Here is a 17,803-nt window from a genome sequence, read left to right as displayed (position 1 = left end):
TACTAAACCTCAGCCATTTTTGTTTGTCTGATAAGTTATGACTAAATCATTTTTAAGCACTATATATTTGTTTGCCACATTGTTAATCTGTGGCAAGGCCTATGGGCAAACCGAAGAATTTAAAAGCGAGTTTTTAAACCGGACAAACCAAACCCGCACTAAGGGCTGCAATTGCGGCGATAAGTATTTTCCGCCCGCTCCTGCCCTAACCTGGAACGATAAATTGTTTAATGCAGCCACCGGCCATGCAAAGGATATGGCCAAACGCAGTTATTTTAGCCATACCAGCAAAGACGGCCGCAGTATGGAGGATAGGATAGTTTTGGCAGGCTATAAGTTTAAAGGTTTTAAAAGCTTTGCCATAGGCGAAAACATTGCACAGGGCCAGCAAAGTATAGCCGAGGTAATGGACGGCTGGTTTAAAAGCGAAGGACATTGCCGAAACCTGATGAACCCCGACTTTAAGGAAGTTGGCGTAGCAGAGTATAAAAGCTATTGGGTACAGGATTTTGGCGGTCGCACCTCGTTTTCGACCGAGCAACAAAAGCTAATCAAATCCGGAAAGTATAAGCTGATACAGAATTGATTCTTTGATATGCAGATTTCAGATGTGCAGATGAAATAGCAGACGTAAAAATATGCGGGTGCCAATGATGAAACATTTGTTGTACCGATATGCAGTCTGTTATTACATTTCTGAATCTACAGATTTAAAATCTGCACATCTGAAATCTGCACATTTGCACACCTGAAATCTGCACATCTGAAATCTGCACATCTGCACATCTAAAGATCCCCGGCTTTCACCCTTCTTTCCATTACCTCGCGCCAGGTGGTTAGTATAAATCCTTTATCTTTTAAAAATGCTTTTAATCGTGGATCGAGCATGGCCAGCAAGTCGCCTTTGCGCTTTTTTCCGGTATCGGATATCTGGTCGAAATTTGGTGAGGGATTGGTACAATGCATAATTACCATGGTTAGCCCCGGCGAGAGGCGGCCAATGCTTTCGATATAGTGATCGGTATACCATTTTTGAATTTGGGCGTCGCTCATTTTATCGATATTAGGCATCTGCCAGTCGTAACTTGAGTTATGCAGATCGTCGAGTACCGGCAGGCCAGCCTTCCAGATCATAGCCCCGGTTTCTTTGACATTGGCCAATACCGCCGGATCGGGTATCGGCATACCTTCAGTATATTTACCTTGTTGTTTTAATTCGGCTATAGTAGCGGCCCGGGCTTCGGCACGGTAAAACAAATCTTCGCCGCCGGGAAACATTACCGGAATTTGCTTTTCAATTCCAAGCTTAATATACTTTTCAGTAAATGCCGGCTTGGCAAACAAGGTCCCCATGTGCGAATCAAGGTGGGTGGGCTTAAAGCCCATTTTTAAAGCCCTGTCCAGTTGTGCCCTTATTTCCTTGTCAACTTCATCGGCCGATGCATTAAAATAAACAGCCACAACACTGGGGTATAAACATCCTTGTTTATCGGTAAGGCCGGGCACAATGGTTTTACCCGCTAAAGGACCCCAGCGATAGTTATCCCATTCGGATGTTAAGGTTAAATGCAGGCCGGCATCGGTATTGGGGTGCTTATCCAGGTATTTTACAAATTCGGGCACCCATGGGCAAGGCATCATAACACTGGTTGAGGTAGCTACACCCTTTTCAATAGCTGTCTCTACCCCATCGTTCGATTCATGCGACATCCCGGCATCGTCAACATGCAAAATAATTACACGTGCGCCTTTGGGCCAGCCCAGCTTTTCGGCATAGGTTTTTGTTTGCTGTGCAAAAGCTACGGTATGGCAAATTATGCAAACAGCCAAAAAGATATTTTTTTTCATGATGGTACAAGGTTGCAATTGGTTTATAAATATACCTATACAAGCTATTTAAACCAAAGGCATCGATATCCAAAAATGAACCTGTAATTACACTTAATTTACTACTTTTGAAATAATGCTACCCGCTACCAACCATACACTCGAAAAATTAGAGATGCTGCTCAAAACAGCAGGCTACAAGGTGCGGTATGAGAAAGGTAACTTTAAAACCGGGGCCTGCCTGCTATTAAACAGCCGTATGGTGATTGTAAACCGGTTTTCGAACCTGGAAAGCAAAATTCTGGCCCTGGTTGAACTGCTCCGCGAACTGGAAGTAGATTTTAGATTGCTTGACGAAAAACAGGTTGCATTTTTACAGGAAATAAAACAAACAAAATTGCAGCTGTGACCATAACATTTTTAGGTACCGGAACATCGCAGGGCGTACCTGTTATTGCCTGCGGGTGCGAGGTCTGCACATCTGCCGATGCATACGATAAGCGTTTACGCACCTCTATTTTAATTGGAGCCGAAGATAAAACTATCGTTATTGATTCGGGCCCCGATTTCAGGTACCAGATGTTGCGTGCAGGTGTAAAACGTTTGGATGCCATTGTATACACCCACGAGCATAAAGATCATATAGCCGGGATGGATGATATCCGGGCATTCAACTATTTTCAACAAGGCCCTGTAGATGTTTACGCCGATTTTAGGGTTCAACGCGCGCTTGCCCGCGAGTTTCCTTATGTGTTTGATGGTACCGGATATCCGGGTATTCCGCAGGTTACTGTGCACCCCATCAGTTTAGATCCTTTTAATATCGGCAGTGTAAAATTTACCCCTATCGAGGTTTTGCATTACCGGCTGCCGGTACTGGGCTTCAGGATTAATGATTTTACCTATATCACCGATGCCAAAACGGTATCAGAGGCCGAAAAAGAAAAAATAAAAGGCTCAAAAATATTGGTGATTAATGCCCTGCAAAAACAAACCCATATCTCGCACTTTACACTCGACGAAGCCATTGATTTCGCCAATGAAATTGGCGCCGAAACTACGTATCTTACCCATATAAGCCACCGCCTGGGCAAACACCAGGATATATCGGCCGAGCTGTCACCCAATATCCGGCTTGCTTACGATGGTTTAAAGCTGGAGATTTAAAAGAAGGGCTTAGAAGCTATCTAAAAATGGTTTATTAATATTTTTAGACTTCGAATGAAGCAATATTCATGCGTCATTGCGAGGTACGAAGCAATCCCGAACTATGTAGGACTTAGCATATCGGGGATTGCTTCGTACCTCGCAATGACGATGTTTAAGACTTTGTTTTAATGATATTAAACAGCCCGGCAAGGCTTATTTATAAATCGATATAACTAATTCTTTCAATAGCTCCTTTGTATTGGTTCAGGTGCCCGGTATCGTGGGCATCAACCCGCCCCTTTATAGTTACATGTTTATCATTTATCTGCGTAAACTGGCCGTTATTATATTGAAAAAGACCTATTCGCGTTCCCTCTAAATAAAGCGGACAATCGGGGTTAAAATTTATCCAGATGGCATGCCCTGCCGAGTGATCGGCAAAAAGGCTATCATTAAACAAAGCGGATTGCTCTGGCGCTTCTATATATTTGCCGGTAACCTCTACATATTGCCTATCATACTTTTTTAGGTTTTTTACCAGCTCGGTAAAAGGAACACGCTTATAAACGGGCGAGAAATCATCATTGCAATCGCTCTTAAACACCTGTTTACCATGGCTGCAGCCCAGCAAACTTGCCGTTAAAATGACCGGAGATACTATTTTGATCAGACATTTTAACATCATCAGGAAGCAGTTATGTTTTTAAATATGAAGTTACCTAAAATTAACGCCGCCTGCATTTTGTAATGGAATTTATACAGATATAGTGCCGCCTCCCTTTTGCAGCTACTATCGCTTAGGTAAAGTACCGGTTTGCAGTATTAGCAAACCTGCTTCGATATTGATAACGATATTAAACCGTACTCAAACTAAAATATATTTTTTATACCCTATCGAAAGCCTATATTAGATTCAAGTTGCATCCATAAAAAAGACTTTTAAATATACGCCATGAAAAAAATCATATTTCACCTGTTCGTCATTACAATTTTGCCGTTAACCGCATTAGCCCAGGACACTGCTACGGTAAAACAGCAGGCAAATATTTTGGCCCAGGCCATGATAGCCGGCGATTATGCAACTATTATAAACCATACTTATCCTAAAGCTGTGCAAATGGCGGGTGGTAAGCAAAAAATGGTATCGATAGTTAACAAGGGTATGGCACAAATGAAAACCCAGGGAGTAATTTTTGAAAGCGCCACAGTAGGCTCCCCAGGAAAATTTTACAAGGCAGGTGCCGAAACCCATTGCCTTGTGCCGGAGAACTTAACCATTAAACTGCCAAACGCTCATATAATCAGCCACAGCTATCTACTGGCAATAAGTAAGGACGGTGGCAAAACATGGTCTTTTTTGGATTTAAGCAACTCCACCAGCGATAAAATAAAACAGCTGATCCCTGATTTTAACCCGGCTTTACAAATCCCAAAATCAACTACCGAGCAAATACTGTAGTTGATTTTGACGGCTTCACTGCCAGATTTACGTACAAAGAGACGAATTTATGACCAACATTTACATACCCCAGGCTACCGAAAACCAACGGCGAATAACCGCCGGTGATATCTCATTTGTACATTATACCGAAAAGGATAGCCTGCAAAACAGCAGGGTAGTATTTAACTGCTATGCCATCAGCTTTGTAATTAATGGCGAGAAAGCAATTTTTCGCCCGGCCAATAATACTATTGTAGGCACCGGCGAGGGGATTGTGATTCCCGAAGGAAATTCCATTATGGCCGAGCATACTTTAAACGACCATCAATATAGCAGTATTTTGGTATTTTTTTCGTCGGCTTTCGCCCAGGATTTTTTAAACCGGCATAAACTGAACTCGCGGCCAGTCCAGTTAGCACCAGACTATATTAAGTTCAGGCAAACTAATTACATTGCCGGCTATATTAAAAGTCTGAAAACGCTGATAGACGAAGGGCAAAATTTGCCATACCTGCTGGCGGCCAATAAAGTAGAAGAGCTGCTTTTAGTTTTGCTGGATAGTTACGGTAGCCAATTGACCGGCCTGTTGCGCAGCAACACCCCCTCGCCCGAATTGCTGCTGAAAAACGTAGTGGAGAACAACCTCTTCAATAACCTTACGCTTGATGAGCTGGCCTTTTTGGCCAACAAGAGCCTGGCATCATTTAAACGCGACTTTGAAAAGGTTTACCACATGGCCCCCGGCAAATACATTCGCGAGAGAAAGCTTGAGGTAGCCCGGCAGGAGTTGGAACAAGGTAAAAATGCCACATCGCTTTATATTGATTTTGGGTACGATAACCTTTCGAACTTTTCATCGGCATTTAAAAGAAAATTCGGCGTAAGCCCAAAACAATACCAGGTGAGCGCACAAGAAGCATGAGCTGTTTTCAATAGTTTTTGAGCCGCCGGCATTAACGCCTGCCACCGAAAATAAGCCACATTTGGATATTATTTATATCCAAAAAATCATGAAAAAGTTCTTCTTATTTTTATTTGCTGCCCTAAGCTGCTTAAGCACCAAAGCACAAACATTTACATTAAAAAGCGCCGACCTGGGCGGGCAATTCACCAATGAATTTGCATCAAATACATTTGGCTGCACGGGGCTAAACAAATCGCCGCAGCTGGAATGGCAAAATGCACCACAAGGCACCAAAAGCTTCGCTATCACCATGTACGATCCCAACGCCCCTACCGGCAGTGGATGGTGGCACTGGGTTGTTTTTGATATCCCTGCCAGTGTTCATCAACTTAAACAAGGCGCGGGCAGTCAATCTGCAAATGAGTTGCCCGCTGGCACCATACAAGGCAACACCGATTTTGGTGTTCCAGGTTATGGCGGCCCCTGCCCACCGGTAAATGATGCTGCGCACGGCTATGTCATCACCATTTTCGCCTTAAAAACAGATAAGCTTGGCATTGGCGATAAGGCATCACCCGCATTGGTTGGCTTTATGTTAAACCAGAATGTTATCGCAAAAGCATCATTAATTATATATGCCAAACGTTAATTGCTAAACGTGTGTGCATAAACCGGCTGTACATGAATACATGTTGTAACATTTCAGGTTGATAATTTTTTATCCCACAAATATTTTGTTACTTGTAGATGCTTTTCAACAACCGGTTATGCACAGACGAAATTTTCTTAAAACAGGGTCATTAGCTGGCCTTACGTTATCAACATTGGTTACTGCATCATGCAGCCAGCCAGCAACAGACGATAAAAAACCAGATACCACCGCTACGGATAGTAAGGATGACCTGTTCGAGCTTTCGGAAGCTACCATAACCGATTTACAGGAAAAAATGAAGGCAAAGCAATATACATCGCGCCTGCTTACCGAACTTTACCTGAAACGAATTGACGAGATTGACAAGAATGGTCCTAAGCTAAACTCCGTTATTGAATTAAATAAGGATGCTTTAAACATGGCTGATGCCATGGATAAAGAGCGGGAGAAAGGCAAAGTACGCGGCCCCTTACACGGCATACCCGTGTTGATAAAAGATAACATAAATACCGGCGATAATATGCACACCACTGCCGGTTCGCTGGCCCTGAGTGACAATTTTGCCAAACAGGACGCTTTTATCGTACACAAATTACGCGAGGCCGGCGCGGTTTTATTGGGCAAAACCAATTTAAGCGAGTGGGCCAACTTCCGTTCAACACACTCTACCAGTGCATGGAGCAGCCGGGGCGGGCAAACCAAATGCCCCTACATTCTCGATCGCAACCCCAGCGGCTCAAGCGCAGGTTCGGGGACTGCTGTAGCGGCCAACTTATGCACCATAGCCATTGGCACCGAAACCGATGGTTCAATAGTATCGCCATCGTCAGTAAACGGGCTGGTGGGCATTAAACCTACTGTGGGGTTATGGAGCAGATCGGGTATTATTCCTATCTCCAAAACGCAGGACACCGCCGGGCCTATGGCCCGCACCGTTAAGGATGCGGCCATTTTTTTAGGTGCCTTGGCCGGCGTTGACCCACAAGATAGTTTTACCCTGGCCGGCAAAGGCAAGGCCGAGGCTGACTACACCAAATTTTTGGATGCCGATGGCTTAAAAGGCAAACGTCTCGGGGTCGAAAAATCGGCAATGGAGGGTAACCCAGGCATGGTGGCTTTACTAAAAGATGCCATTAAAACCCTGGAAAGTAAAGGCGCTACCGTAATTGAAGTTGAACTGAATAAAGAACTGAAAGATATCGGCAAAAGCGAGTTCCCTGTTTTATTATATGAATTTAAAGATGGGCTGAACCAATATTTAAGCAATGCCAACAGCAAAGTAAAAACCCTGGCCGATGTAATTACCTATAACAAGCAAAACGAAGCCAAAGCGATGCCATTTTTTAAACAGGAAACCCTTGAACTGGCCCAGGCCAAAGGCGACTTAAATACCGAAGAATACCTGAAAGCAATAAAGCAAACCAATACCGGCACCCGCAAAGCGATAGATAATATTTTAACGGATAACAAACTGGATGCCATCATAGGCCCAACCAACGGCCCAGCAGTTTGCATCGACCTTGTAAATGGCGATTACGACAACGGTTTCGGCTTTTCCAGCCCGGCAGCTATGGCGGGCTATCCGCACATTACCGTACCCATGGGATTACTACATGGCTTGCCCATTGGTTTGTCATTTTTTAGCACTGCCTGGAAAGAAGGCGATATTATTAAGCTGGGATATGCTTACGAGCAGGCGAGTAAAAAAAGGGTTAAGCCTTTGTTTAAAGTGGATTTGTTGGGGTAATAGTGAGTGGTTGATTGGGAGAGTGGTTGATTAGGTTTAAACTCGTTCAGTGATAATGTGCCAGGGCAAACGCATCTAATTGGGTTAACATAACTTAACACATTCCAGGTAAAATATTTTTAAATATTTGATAATCAATATTTTATATTTTATCATGGTTAACACGGAACTGATGGCGCAATTTAGGCAGATCCAAATATTTGTGCCTGTTGTTGGTCAATACAAGTCCCTTTAGTACATGGATCATTTAACCACGATCAGCCAATAAAAACAGTGTATCGTTTGATGCTTATATCTTCCCGACGCCATAAGCTCATTCCATCACCTGTTTTGATGCGTTTGCCCTGAGTAATGCGCCGAATTACGGCACTTTTATTTTAACTTTTTCTAACTTAGCCCAACCGTTCACCAATAAGCTTACCATGGAATTTGGCAAAGTAGCACCCGAAGAATTACACCTAATAGATTTCACCCTTCCGCCCGATACAGAACTCACCACTAAGGTATTAACAACAGCTAAAAACAGTGAGCCAATACAGGTTCACGTAGGTTGTGCCAAATGGGGCCGCAAGGAGTGGATTGGGCAAATCTATCCCCCAAAAACCAAAGAGGCTAACTTTTTAGATGAATACGTAAAACACTTTGATTGCATTGAACTGAATGCCACATTTTATAACGTTTACGGCCCGGATACCATTGCCAAATGGAAAGCCAAAGCCGAAAGCAACCCCGGTTTTAAATTCTGCCCTAAATTTTCACAAAGTATCAGCCACATCCGCAGGTTAAAAAATGCCGACGATGTTACAACAACTTACTATGAAGGCATCATGGCATTTGGCGAAAAGCTGGGACCACTATTTTTGCAATTGAGCGATAACTATACGCCCAAAAGCTTCCCCGAACTGAAAGCATACCTGGAGGCTTTGCCCAAAGATGTACCCGTTTTTGTAGAGCTGCGGCATAAAGAATGGTTTGCCCAACAGGAAAACAGCGACAAAGTATTCAGCCTGTTTCGCGATCTTAATATTGGCGCCGTAATAACCGATGCCTCCGGACGCCGGGACGTAATACACATGAGTTTGCCCACGCCTCACGCCTTCATCCGTTTTGTGGGCTGTACCGATAAAATAGGCGAATACAGTATTGATGAAGCCCGCCTGGATATGTGGGTAGAAAGGATAAAAAAATGGCAGCAGGAAGGTTTAAAATCGGTTTGGTTTTTTATGCATCAGCATGACGAACGGTTTTCGCCCATACTGTCAGATTATGTAACCAAAAAATTAAACGCGGCCCTTGGCACCAATTTACTTCGCCCCAAATTTATTGATCAGCAAGGCGGTTTATTTTAGTTTGATACCAGTCCTGATATCACGTTGATACTCAAAGCCACAATAGCAGTATTAAAGGCAAAAGATATCATGCCGTGAATCCAGGCCAGGCGGCGGATTTGCCGGGATGAGATCTCGATATCCGATACCTGGAAAGTCATCCCCAACACAAAGGAAAAGTAAACAAAATCAAGATAATCAGGCTCAAAACCCTTATCATCGCCTGGAAACTCCAATCCGCCCAAAGGTTTAGTCTTGTTATCACCGTCGGTATCTGTGGCGTAATACATATGGGCATAACGCAGGGTAAATATGGTGTGCACCAATATCCAGGAAATGATTACCGACGTCATTCCTAACAACACATGCCCTGTAACTACGGCAGGCGATAGCTGTTTAGATGATTTGAGCAGGAAAAAAATTGCCAGGAGACTAATGATGGATGCTACAATTACAAAAGCAAATATCAACACCCGGCTGGAATCCTCGATTTTGGCTATGTGCCTAACCTCCATTGGGTGCGACGACAGGATGATAATCCAATCCATCACTATAACGCTCAACCCAAATGCCGACCACGTAACCAAGACGATTGCTGGTATACTAAAACGTTCCCAAATAAAAGCTAGGGTGGCAATAGCTACAATAAACGAAATTAATAAACGGTGATGCGTATCTAACCGTAACCATAATTTTGATTTTCGTTGAGGGTTTGCAGGCATATAGGATTGTACTATGGTAAGTACAAGGTAAATATGGTAAACAATTGTGTAGAAATTATGAATTAATCTTCCTCCTCAACAATCCAGGCTACGCGGCCAACCTGGCCATCATCTAGCTGTACCTTAATGCCGCGGGAATGGTATGATGCACTGGTTAACAGCCTTTTCACAATGCCGCGCGTAAGGGCGCCCGTGCGCTGGTCTTTTTTAGGATAATATCCACCTCCAGGCCGGGGAAGATATCGCTTCTGTTTTGTCCGTTCATTTTTAGGATTACACTGATTTATAGGGTGATTTCACCGATTATTTAAAAGGATATCCAAAGCCTTTTGTTTGGCCTCAATATCAATTCCAAGATAGGGTTTGATGGTAACCCACCTTTGCTTTATAGCATTTGGCAAGTTATTTATTGACAAGTCATCATCTATAATGACGTAGTTCGCCTCACCGTTCTTATGTATCCACTCCTGAATTTCGCTACCACGATCCTGCATATCCGACAGGGATTGCCTATCGTTAAGTTTAGATAATTTATTAATAGCTATCCCCCTGATTTTGAAGATTTCCAGCCAACGTTCAATAGTAAAGCTAATCCTATGTGTACTGGCTAAAACCACGTCGGCACCTGTTAGCGACAAAATATCAACCAGATTTTCTGCCGATTGTTTGTTAAACAGCATGAACCCATCGGCACCAATTTCTACCTTTTTCCAGGACGGTTCGGTCACCAATACTCCATCTATATCCAGCAGGATTACCATTTTGTTAGGCCACCAGCTCCTTTATTGCCGTTTCAACTTTCCCAAAATCAAAGTTAGTAAGCAGCTTATCAAAGGCGGCGGTAATATGCTGGTTACCCAGGTTGCCTATACTGCCTTCGTGGGTGTGGTTTACAGTTTTGTCGGGGTTAAAATCGCCTTGCTCAATAGCTAAGCCCACCTGTTTGTAAGCATCACGGAACGGTGTTCCACTTAATACCATACGGTTAACTTCCTCAACGCTAAACAGGTAGGCATACTTGGGATCCTTCAGTATATCAGCATTTACCGTTATATTTTGGAGCATGAAGGTGGCCATATGCAGGCATTTCTTTAGGTCAGCAAAGGCGGGGAAAAGGAGTTCTTTAAGCAGTTGCAGCTCGCGGTGATAGCCGGATGGCAGGTTGGTGGTCATCATGGCTACATCGGTTGGCAGGGCTTGCAGGCGGTTGCATTTGCCACGCATAATTTCCCAAACATCCGGATTTTTTTTGTGTGGCATAATGCTGCTGCCGGTAGTTAGTGTATCGGGGTAGCTTACAAAGGCAAAGTTCTGGCTCAGGTAAAGCGCCTGGTCCATAGCCATTTTGGCAAGGGTGGCGGCTATACTTGATAAGGCCTGGGCAATGATCCGCTCGGTTTTACCGCGGCCCATCTGGGCGTATACTACGTTGTAATTCAGGCTATCAAACCCTAATAATTGGGTAGTTAGCGTACGGTTAAGCGGGAACGACGAGCCATAACCGGCTGCCGAACCCAAGGGGTTTTTATTGGTGATTTTATAAGCAGCCAATACAAGTTCCAGGTCATCGGCAAGGCTTTCGGCATAGGCACCAAACCACAGGCCGAACGAGGATGGCATGGCCACCTGCAGGTGGGTATAGCCAGGCAGCAGCACATCTTTATGCTGCTCACTTAGTGTAATCAACTGGCGGAAAAGGGTTTCTGTTTCCTCAACTACCTGTTGCAGCTGGTGACGGAAGAATAATTTGAGATCGACCAACACCTGGTCGTTACGGGAGCGGCCGGAATGGATCTTTTTGCCGGCATCGCCAATGCGTTGGGTTAGCAGCATTTCTACCTGCGAGTGTACATCCTCCACCCCATCTTCAATGGTGAAATTACCGGCCTCAATATCGGCATAAATGGCCTTTAACTCGCGCTGAACAAGCTCAAGGTCAGCACTATCCATCAGGCCGATGCTTTGGAGCATACGGGTATGGGCCAGCGAGCCAAGCACATCAAACGCAGCCATTTCCTGGTCAAATTCCCTATCCTTGCCTACGGTGAAATCCTCTACCAGCTGATTTACATTAGTAGTTTTTTGCCATAACTTACTCATGGTGCAAATGTAAAGTTTAGTAGCAAGATTTTAGTATCAAGTCGCAAGTATCAGGTATCAAGATTTTTGAAGCATCGGTTACAACCTGGGGTTTGATACTACCGCAAGGTGTTCGGTTTTTTACAGGAATAAACAGGTGTTCGGGGCCGAACACTTAAAATATTATATATCAGATAATTAGGTGTTCGAATAATTTCGGGGCGAGGTAAATTGGTCCTGTTTTGCCGGAGGTGGGTGGCCTGTGGATGTTTGTACCCGTGAACACCCTGCCAGGTTCTGTTAGCACCTTGTTACACCCTTATTACATACCTGCCACCCCACGTAAAGCACTCGTTGGGCACCGTAAAATTCTGCTAATTCTCAAATTCTGAAAACGGCGCAGCCCTCTTGAACACCTTTGAAAAATCATTTACATGTGAAAAATTCTGATTTACGAAATTATTTTGTAGAAACTACAACATCGGCCCGCTCATTCGCCGCGGGGGGCTTGTTACTTTTGAAGCCCCAAAAGTAACCAAAATGGCCGTCAGCAGAAATGCTTCTTTGCCGCACGGGCCTTTGCCCTGCAAAACGGCCAAAACCTGGGCTGGATTTATTTTGCCCCGGCGCGGTCGGCCCTCACACGTGCAAAAACATCCTATGCCCTGCCACCGCACAACCCACCATCGTTTTGGCCGTTTTCACCCGAAGCTCCCTCTGCTGACACTTTTGGGACGACGAGGTGTTTTTTCTGTAATGAAATTTGCAGCTAAAATTCTGCCAATTCTCAAATTCTGAAAACGGCGCAGCCCTCTTGAACACCTTTGAAAAATCATTTACATGTGAAAAATTCTGATTTACGAAATTACTTTGTAGAAGCTACAGCATCGGCCCGCTCATTCGCCACGGGAGGGCTGTTACTTTGTCTTGAAACAAAGTAACCAAAATTCAAGTCAGCAGGAATGCTTCTTTGCCGCACGGGCCTTTGCCCTGCAAAACGGACAAAACCTGGGCTGGATTTATTTTGCCCCCCGGCGCGGTCGGCCCTCACACGTGCAAAAACATCCTATGCCCTGCCACTGCACCACCCATCATCGTTTTGGACGTTTTCGCCCGAAGCTCCCTCTGCTGACACTTTTGGGACGACGAGGTGTTTTTCTGTAATGAAATTTGCAACTAAAATTCTGCTAATTCTTTAATTCTGAAAACGGCGCAGCCCTCTTGAACACCTTTGAAAAATCATTTACGTGTGAAAAATTCTGATTTACGAAATTACTTTGTAGAAACTACTACATCGGCCCGCTCATTCGCCGCGGGAGGGCTGTTACTTTGTCTTGATACAAAGTAACCAAAAATCAAGTCAGCAGAAATGCTTCTTTGCCGCACGGGCCTTTGCCCTGCAAAACGGCCAAAACCTGGGCTGGATTTATTTTGCCCCGGCACGGTCGGCCCTCACGCGTGCAAAAACATCCTATGCCCTGCCACCGCACAGCCCATCATCGTTTTGGCCGTTTTCGCCCGAAGCTCCCTCTGCTGACACTTTTGGGATAACATGGTGTTTTTTCTGTAATGAAATTTGCAGCTAAAATTCTGCTAATTCTCAAATTCTGATTCAGACAAATAATTTGCAGCTAAAAATTCTGCTAATTCCTTAATTCGATAAATTCCGGTTCAGACATTTACCTGCAGCTAAAAATTCTAATTCACAATTATTTAAACTTCCGGGAGCATCAAAAAGCATCATCAAACAAAAAACTATAAAACAAACAGGGACATGCTAAATTAATTTAGCGGTACCAGTAAATGCCATTCACCATGGCTACGCCGGGTGTGGTTTCAAAGGCGTTCAGGATGGTGCCGTCGGGGGTGCGGGTGGCCCATTTGCCCCACATTTGTCCGCTGCTGTTGCGTATCGACCATGCCTGCGTGGCGTTGGCATCCAGCCAGTTGCCATAAGTGCTTTGTAACCCGGCCGAATGCACATAAATACAGGCCCAGCGGGCAAATATGCCCTTAAAGCCCTGGGTATCGGCCGTGTCGTACTCATCAAGCAAAATTCCGCCGGGAGTTTGGCACATGTTGTTTTTACTGTAGTTCATTACGTTATTGGCCATGGCGGCGTAGTTTACGGCAGGGTATTGCAGGCGCAGGGCATCGCAGGCGCCTATGAAAGTGCCTTGTGTGTATGAGCGGCTGCCTTCGGTAATGGTGCCGGCCGCGTTTATAGCGCCCTTAACCTCGCCGCTGCTGGTATACAGGGTGGCCACCATCCAATCCATCAGCAGCTTGGCTTTGGTTTGGTAACTGGCATCGCCGGTGGCAGCGTACAGCTTCATAGCGCAAATAATGGCCGGCGCGTTTACGCAGGCGTTTTTGGTTTGCTTGGCGGTAGTCCACCACAGGCCGCCGCCCAGGGCGGTATCATAGGCACGGTTCCACACAATGGCGAAGTTGTTTTTGGCCATGTCCAGCATGCCGCCATCGTTGGTAATGGCATAGGCGCGCACGCACATGAGGCTGCCCCAAATAATATCATCATTATAAATGTTGCTTTCCCAGGTAAGGCCGTAACCATCGCGCATGCCGTTATACAGGTAGCTAATTTTGTTCTTCAAATCTACATTGGGGTTTATATTGTAGGCATCAATGAGGGTTTCAATAGCCTCGGCCTGCGTCCAAAAGTCCATACGGCCGGTGTGGTTCTGGTCTTTCCAGTAGTAGGCCTTATAGCTGGGGCCGTAGGTGCCATACTGGTTGTAAAACGTATTATTGTACACCTGCATAGCCACCAGCGCCTCGGCACGGGTAGGCAGGGTTGCATTGGTTACCAGCTTTCGGCCGGCCACCGCTACCGAAGCCGGCGACCCAGCCGCCAACTGCCCCTCCTTTTTACAGCCCGATGCCACCGCCATACAGCCCATCGCCGCCAGCAACAAGCCGCGCCCGGCCCGGCCCATCAATTTAAAAGCACGCAGCACGCCCAACGCGCCGCCGGTTTGTTTAACATTGTTTTTCATAATTTTCATAGAAATTGATTTTGTTTAATTGGTTTATATAAAGCCCGCCCCTGTTTGTTGCATTATTAAAAACCTGTTGAACGCTGGCCAACACTCACCCGGCTACGCTGCGCTGGCCACCCTCTCTTCGGCTTCGCCGGAAAGAGGGGCTTGAAGTGCTGAATGCATTTAGCATATCGGGTTTAGCCGGCGTTTCAAGCCCTCTTGCCCCATCTAATCCCCTTCAACAGTATATCCCCCGTTCAAGCCCCTCTTTCCACCGCAGGTGAAGAGAGGGTGGCGGGCGTAGCCTCGCCGGGTGAGTCTTCACCTCCATACCCTACACGCCATCCATAGCCCAAGGCATTATTAAAAACCTGTTGAACGCTGGCCAACACTCACCCGGCTACGCTGCGCTGGCCACCCTCTCTTCGGCTTCGCCGGAAAGAGGGGCTTGAAGTGCTGAATCAATTTAGCATATCGGGTTGGTCAGCACTCGGACTTCTCTTTCCGAGTTTAATCCCCCGTCAACAGCATATCCCGCGTTTCAAGCCCATCTTGCCCCATTTAATTCCCCTCAACAGTATATCCCTCGTTCAAGCCCCTCTTTCCACCGCAGGTGAAGAGAGAGGGTGGCGGGCGCAGCCTCGCCGGGTGAGTCTTCCCCACCATACGCCACGCTCCCGCCCAGCCAGTAAAAACTGCCCCTTAAAAAAATCACGAATGTTGGTTTAGCCCGGCTGCTGCAAACGCTAAAAGCGCCCGCCTGCCCGGCTTATGGTATTGTTTTTCAATTGGTTTATAATAGTAGGATGCTGCCAGCGGGGCTCAGCCCCCAAGCGTCGGGAAAATTTTTTATGTTTTGTATAAATTTTATCTTTCAACGAAACCACTTATCAACTATGCACGGGGGGAGCCTTGAGTCTAAAGTCCTGAGTCCTGAAAAATCTGACTTCCGACTAAAGACTTCAGACTTCCGACTTAAACGCCCCTTTTTTTGTCGCGAACTACCCTCACCGCTATAAATGCCGTATTTTATTTTTGATATTTATTTAGCAAAACCGGTCAATAAGAATTAACCTTAAAACCACCCCCATGAGAACTGTAACTTTTGGCATGAATATCAGCATAGATGGCTGTTACGACCACACCAAATTTAATGGCGATGAAGAAATTCACCAATATTTTGCCGACCTGGCGCACGACGTAGACCTGGTGGTATACGGACGTAAAATGTACGATTTGATAGTTCCGTATTGGACCGAGGTGGCCAAAACCCAGTCGGGCACGGCAGCGGGCAATGCGTTTGCGCAAACCGTTGTCGACGTTGATAAAATTGTTTTTTCGCGCACCCTCCAAAGCGTGGAAGGCAATACACGCATTGTGCGCGACAACCTGGAAGCCGAAATCCTGGACCTGAAACAGCAGCCCGGCAAAAAAATCTCCATCGCCGGCGTAAGCCTGCGTTCGCAACTCATGGCGCTCGGCCTGGTCGACGAAATGCATATTGTAATTCACCCGGTAATTATTGGCGAAAGGAAAAAGCTGATGGAAGATTTCCCCCTGCCGGAAAAACTAAACTGGAAACTGGTGGATGCCAAGGTTTTTAAATCGGGATGCGTGGGGTTGCATTATGTGAAGGGGTGGTGAGGGAAATTTGAAGCAGCATCCATATTTCCCGGATGCTAAGATTTGTGGACTTCCCGGTCTAAAAAATCCGTGTACCTGATACTTGCGGCTTAACAAAAGATGCTTACAAAGTAACGGCATCAACTACCCGGCATGAAGCGAGCTGAGAATAAGCTGTACCTTTTCGAGAGCAGTTTGATAAGTTATCCCGTTTAGCTGATTTTGTCCAATCGGATGTTCCGGATCCACCTCTACATCAGGGATTAAACCAACTTCATTTTCGTGAACCATAGTTTTAATATTGATAGTATTGCCGTAGGCAGGTATGTTGGTTTGCAGCCAGCCGAAATAAGGCGGGTGGTTTATTCTTTCGGCATCATTCCAGATAGTATTCCGTATTTCGAAATTTTCCCTGCTAATTGTTGTCCATACATTGAATATCAAATTCTCATCATGGTCAATAATCGGTATAGTTATCCTTCCCCTATGAAAAAAATAAGTTTCGTCAATTACGCATAAGCTTTCTGTAATTTCTACCCGAGCAGCTATTTCATCTTCCGGTATAGCGAAATAATGGTATGGGAAATCGGTACCGAAACACAGCGGAACCCCTTCATAACTTTTACCACAGCACATACAGGTGAACGAAGTATCCATAATTTTAAAGTTGATAGCTAAGGGCGTTAGTTAGTAGGCTAAATTAATGTTTTTGATGGTAATTACTTAACAAGAACACGCAGCGCACAATAGTGAAGGCTATAGCAAAACAAAGGCATGAGGACGACTAAAGACATCTGGCACTTGTTGGCGCTCCCTACCCTGTTTTGAAGACTTCGAATGATTATGCTATAGTAATAAATTTAATAAGTTTTGTCCGTATTAAATGCTATACCCGACTTCACAAAACTAAGCGCGTAGTCTGCAGCTGGGGTTTAAAAATCGTAACATTGGGTAATTACAACTCGGTACTAACGCCAAAACTTTGCGACCCGATATTTTTTTGACTTTTGAATTTTTCACTGTTTAATTGTTTTTTTAGGTGTTCAAGAGTGCTGCGCAGTTTTAACTTTTGCCTTTTAAAAATGGCGTTCCCTGCGGGCCGTGCTGTACGTTCATACTGCACAGGCCTTAGGCGCTTGGCCGGTATCCACTGCCATTACTAACGCGGGCTGTGGGGTAATTGTGAGCCGAGGACTTTACAACAACATCGTGATTTGCATGCGGGCACACAGGCCTGGAGGGTCGAGTAGGCAAGGGCATTTCAGCCCAAGCCTCTCACAGAACCGTACGTGAAGCTCTCACTTCATACGGCTCTTATTATACCATCAA

At 45.3% G+C, this 17,803-nt stretch carries 16 protein-coding genes and 1 pseudogene; 9 read left to right on the top strand and 8 right to left on the bottom strand.

Going from position 1 to position 17,803, the window contains the following annotated elements; genetic code table 11:
• Positions 1-37: 37 nt before the first annotated feature.
• Entirely contained in the window at positions 38-586 is a 549-nt protein-coding gene (locus BMX56_RS29320; protein WP_090653285.1) for a CAP domain-containing protein, read from the top strand.
• Positions 587-786: 200 nt separating this feature from the next.
• On the opposite strand, the gene BMX56_RS29315 is transcribed toward BMX56_RS29320, so the two are convergent.
• Positions 787-1,848 carry a polysaccharide deacetylase family protein gene (locus BMX56_RS29315; protein ID WP_090653284.1) on the bottom strand — a complete coding sequence of 354 codons (1,062 nt, stop codon included), beginning with the start codon at positions 1,846-1,848 and terminating at the stop codon, positions 787-789.
• A 115-nt stretch (positions 1,849-1,963) separates the two neighbouring features.
• Here BMX56_RS29315 and BMX56_RS29310 point away from each other — a divergent pair, with 115 nt between their 5' ends.
• Both BMX56_RS29310 and BMX56_RS29305 read left to right on the top strand, forming a co-directional pair.
• Entirely contained in the window at positions 1,964-2,236 is a 273-nt protein-coding gene (locus BMX56_RS29310; RefSeq protein WP_090653283.1) for a hypothetical protein, read from the top strand.
• Positions 2,233-2,994, top strand: a complete 762-nt coding sequence (locus BMX56_RS29305; RefSeq protein WP_090653282.1) for an MBL fold metallo-hydrolase — start codon at positions 2,233-2,235, stop codon at positions 2,992-2,994. The genes BMX56_RS29310 and BMX56_RS29305 overlap by 4 nt, the downstream gene beginning before the upstream one ends.
• A 199-nt stretch (positions 2,995-3,193) precedes the next feature.
• On the opposite strand, the gene BMX56_RS29300 is transcribed toward BMX56_RS29305, so the two are convergent.
• Complete coding sequence (locus BMX56_RS29300; protein WP_143065564.1) at positions 3,194-3,661, bottom strand: hypothetical protein; 468 nt, start codon at positions 3,659-3,661, stop codon at positions 3,194-3,196.
• Between the two features lie 267 nt (positions 3,662-3,928).
• On the opposite strand from BMX56_RS29300, the gene BMX56_RS29295 reads away from it, so the two are divergent.
• The 5 genes from BMX56_RS29295 to BMX56_RS29275 all read left to right on the top strand — a co-directional run bounded on the left by BMX56_RS29295 (position 3,929) and on the right by BMX56_RS29275 (position 9,069).
• A complete protein-coding gene (locus BMX56_RS29295; RefSeq protein WP_090653280.1) occupies positions 3,929-4,435 on the top strand; it encodes a hypothetical protein in 507 nt (168 codons plus the stop codon).
• A gap of 49 nt (positions 4,436-4,484) precedes the next feature.
• The gene (locus BMX56_RS29290) at positions 4,485-5,339 is read left to right on the top strand and encodes a helix-turn-helix domain-containing protein (protein WP_090653279.1); all 855 of its coding nucleotides are present in this window, start codon (positions 4,485-4,487) and stop codon (positions 5,337-5,339) included.
• An 88-nt stretch (positions 5,340-5,427) separates the two neighbouring features.
• Positions 5,428-5,970: a YbhB/YbcL family Raf kinase inhibitor-like protein gene (locus tag BMX56_RS29285; RefSeq protein ID WP_090653278.1), complete on the top strand. Its 543-nt coding sequence runs from the start codon at positions 5,428-5,430 to the stop codon at positions 5,968-5,970.
• 118 nt (positions 5,971-6,088) lie between these two features.
• Positions 6,089-7,720, top strand: coding sequence for an amidase (locus BMX56_RS29280; protein ID WP_090653301.1), 1,632 nt, complete (start codon positions 6,089-6,091; stop codon positions 7,718-7,720).
• A 422-nt stretch (positions 7,721-8,142) separates the two neighbouring features.
• The gene (locus tag BMX56_RS29275; RefSeq protein WP_090653277.1) at positions 8,143-9,069 is read left to right on the top strand and encodes a DUF72 domain-containing protein; all 927 of its coding nucleotides are present in this window, start codon (positions 8,143-8,145) and stop codon (positions 9,067-9,069) included.
• On the opposite strand, the gene BMX56_RS29270 is transcribed toward BMX56_RS29275, so the two are convergent.
• The 5 genes and pseudogenes from BMX56_RS29270 to BMX56_RS29240 all read right to left on the bottom strand — a co-directional run bounded on the left by BMX56_RS29270 (position 9,066) and on the right by BMX56_RS29240 (position 14,875).
• Entirely contained in the window at positions 9,066-9,770 is a 705-nt protein-coding gene (locus BMX56_RS29270) for a DUF1345 domain-containing protein (protein WP_090653276.1), read from the bottom strand. The two genes, BMX56_RS29275 and BMX56_RS29270, sit on opposite strands and share 4 nt — an antisense overlap.
• A gap of 62 nt (positions 9,771-9,832) precedes the next feature.
• Positions 9,833-10,035, bottom strand: a pseudogene (locus tag BMX56_RS29265) (YwbE family protein).
• Positions 10,036-10,066: 31 nt separating this feature from the next.
• On the bottom strand, positions 10,067-10,531 hold the full coding sequence (locus BMX56_RS29260) for an HAD domain-containing protein (protein ID WP_090653275.1): 465 nt from the start codon (positions 10,529-10,531) through the stop codon (positions 10,067-10,069).
• A 4-nt stretch (positions 10,532-10,535) separates the two neighbouring features.
• Positions 10,536-11,870 (bottom strand): argininosuccinate lyase, encoded by a 1,335-nt coding sequence (gene argH / locus BMX56_RS29255; protein WP_090653274.1) that lies wholly within the window; start codon positions 11,868-11,870, stop codon positions 10,536-10,538.
• A 1,766-nt stretch (positions 11,871-13,636) separates the two neighbouring features.
• Positions 13,637-14,875 carry a glycoside hydrolase family 76 protein gene (locus BMX56_RS29240; protein ID WP_255369956.1) on the bottom strand — a complete coding sequence of 413 codons (1,239 nt, stop codon included), beginning with the start codon at positions 14,873-14,875 and terminating at the stop codon, positions 13,637-13,639.
• Positions 14,876-15,940: 1,065 nt separating this feature from the next.
• Here BMX56_RS29240 and BMX56_RS29235 point away from each other — a divergent pair.
• Entirely contained in the window at positions 15,941-16,495 is a 555-nt protein-coding gene (locus tag BMX56_RS29235) for a dihydrofolate reductase family protein (protein ID WP_090653271.1), read from the top strand.
• A 123-nt stretch (positions 16,496-16,618) separates the two neighbouring features.
• On the opposite strand, the gene BMX56_RS29230 is transcribed toward BMX56_RS29235, so the two are convergent.
• Entirely contained in the window at positions 16,619-17,131 is a 513-nt protein-coding gene (locus tag BMX56_RS29230) for a DUF2199 domain-containing protein (RefSeq protein WP_090653270.1), read from the bottom strand.
• Positions 17,132-17,803 lie beyond the last annotated feature (672 nt).

Source organism: Mucilaginibacter sp. OK283 (assembly GCF_900110415.1).
Lineage (GTDB): Bacteria > Bacteroidota > Bacteroidia > Sphingobacteriales > Sphingobacteriaceae > Mucilaginibacter.
This window is presented reverse-complemented; position numbering and strand designations above follow the sequence as displayed.

What these genes read in the sequence shown, in the direction of transcription:
- BMX56_RS29320 (WP_090653285.1), top strand. Translation starts at nt 38, where the DNA reads ATGACTAAATCATTTTTAAGCACTATATATTTGTTTGCCACATTGTTA.
- BMX56_RS29315 (WP_090653284.1), bottom strand. Translation starts at nt 1,848, where the DNA reads ATGAAAAAAAATATCTTTTTGGCTGTTTGCATAATTTGCCATACCGTA.
- BMX56_RS29310 (WP_090653283.1), top strand. Translation starts at nt 1,964, where the DNA reads ATGCTACCCGCTACCAACCATACACTCGAAAAATTAGAGATGCTGCTC.
- BMX56_RS29300 (WP_143065564.1), bottom strand. Translation starts at nt 3,661, where the DNA reads ATGATGTTAAAATGTCTGATCAAAATAGTATCTCCGGTCATTTTAACG.
- BMX56_RS29295 (WP_090653280.1), top strand. Translation starts at nt 3,929, where the DNA reads ATGAAAAAAATCATATTTCACCTGTTCGTCATTACAATTTTGCCGTTA.
- BMX56_RS29290 (WP_090653279.1), top strand. Translation starts at nt 4,485, where the DNA reads ATGACCAACATTTACATACCCCAGGCTACCGAAAACCAACGGCGAATA.
- BMX56_RS29285 (WP_090653278.1), top strand. Translation starts at nt 5,428, where the DNA reads ATGAAAAAGTTCTTCTTATTTTTATTTGCTGCCCTAAGCTGCTTAAGC.
- BMX56_RS29280 (WP_090653301.1), top strand. Translation starts at nt 6,089, where the DNA reads ATGCACAGACGAAATTTTCTTAAAACAGGGTCATTAGCTGGCCTTACG.
- BMX56_RS29275 (WP_090653277.1), top strand. Translation starts at nt 8,143, where the DNA reads ATGGAATTTGGCAAAGTAGCACCCGAAGAATTACACCTAATAGATTTC.
- BMX56_RS29270 (WP_090653276.1), bottom strand. Translation starts at nt 9,770, where the DNA reads ATGCCTGCAAACCCTCAACGAAAATCAAAATTATGGTTACGGTTAGAT.
- BMX56_RS29260 (WP_090653275.1), bottom strand. Translation starts at nt 10,531, where the DNA reads ATGGTAATCCTGCTGGATATAGATGGAGTATTGGTGACCGAACCGTCC.
- argH (WP_090653274.1), bottom strand. Translation starts at nt 11,870, where the DNA reads ATGAGTAAGTTATGGCAAAAAACTACTAATGTAAATCAGCTGGTAGAG.
- BMX56_RS29240 (WP_255369956.1), bottom strand. Translation starts at nt 14,875, where the DNA reads ATGAAAATTATGAAAAACAATGTTAAACAAACCGGCGGCGCGTTGGGC.
- BMX56_RS29235 (WP_090653271.1), top strand. Translation starts at nt 15,941, where the DNA reads ATGAGAACTGTAACTTTTGGCATGAATATCAGCATAGATGGCTGTTAC.
- BMX56_RS29230 (WP_090653270.1), bottom strand. Translation starts at nt 17,131, where the DNA reads ATGGATACTTCGTTCACCTGTATGTGCTGTGGTAAAAGTTATGAAGGG.